The sequence below is a fragment of the Pseudomonas sp. RGB genome, assembly GCF_007713445.1.
Lineage (GTDB): Bacteria > Pseudomonadota > Gammaproteobacteria > Pseudomonadales > Pseudomonadaceae > Aquipseudomonas.
The window spans coordinates 1-1,102 of the sequence record NZ_VMSH01000040.1 but is presented as its reverse complement, the minus strand read 5'-3'; the positions used below and the strand labels follow the sequence as shown (position 1 = coordinate 1,102).

Genomic DNA, 1,102 nt, shown 5'->3' with positions numbered 1-1,102 from the left:
TGTACGGACCGGACACATGGTTGACGGGTGTGCGGGGACATGGTGGACACTTTTGGCGAGCCAACTTCGCCGGAAAGCCATCATGCCCTGGGACACGAGAGATACCATGAGCCTGAAAGAAGAGTTCATTGCCTTAGCACGGCAACCCGGCAGCAATAAACGAGAGCTGTGTCGACGGTTCGGCATCAGCCCGCAAACGGCCTATAAGTGGTTGAAACGCTATGAAATGCATGGGCAGTCTGGGCTGCAAGAGAAATCCCGAAAACCTGCGACTAGCCCAAAGCTAACCGCGCCAGCTTTGGAGGCGCAGGTCATAGCGCTTAGGCAAGCACATCCCGCTTGGGGCGGACGCACAATCAGCAGCCTTTTGAAAAAGCAGATTGCTCCTAGCACCGTCACCAATGTTTTGCACCGATGCGGGCTGATTCAGCTTGTTCAGAAGGAACAAGAAGCAAAGCTGAGATTTGAACACGATGCACCTAACGATCTTTGGCAGATGGATTTCAAAGGGCACTTCCCGACACAAGAAGGCCGATGCCATCCCCTGACGTTGTTGGACGATCACTCACGATTCAATTTGGCGATTCAAGCTTGTGATAACGAGCGTGGAATCACGGTGAAGGAAAAGATGATCGAGGTATTTCAGCGCTTTGGGTTACCGGCTCGCATCAACGTTGACAATGGACCGCCATGGGGCTCGCCACGCAACCCTGGAGAAATCACAGAACTAAGTATCTGGTTGATTCGCTTGGGGATCAGGATCAGCTTCAGTCGTCCTTACCACCCTCAAACCAATGGAAAGATTGAGCGTTTTCATCGTTCACTCAAAGCGGAGGTGCTTGATGGGCGTCAATTCTCCACGATCAAGGATGCTCAAACAGCGTTTGATCAATGGCGTGAGGTCTATAACTTAAAACGCCCTCACCAAGCACTGGATTACAAGGTGCCTATGGACCGGTACCGAGCAAGCCCCTGGGCTTATCCGCAGCAGCTATCGGAATTTGAATATGGGCCGGATGATGTGCTGGCCAAGGTTTATCACAGCCGATTTCGCTTTCAGAAACGTTATTTCAGCATCGCCAAGGGGCTGGTTGGGCAGCAC

At 52.3% G+C, this 1,102-nt stretch carries 1 protein-coding gene; it reads left to right on the top strand.

All coding sequences use genetic code 11. The features are described 5' to 3' along the window. Positions 1-82: 82 nt before the first annotated feature. On the top strand, positions 83-1,102 hold a 1,020-nt coding region (locus FPT15_RS29680), incomplete at its 3' end, for an IS481 family transposase (protein WP_145166234.1).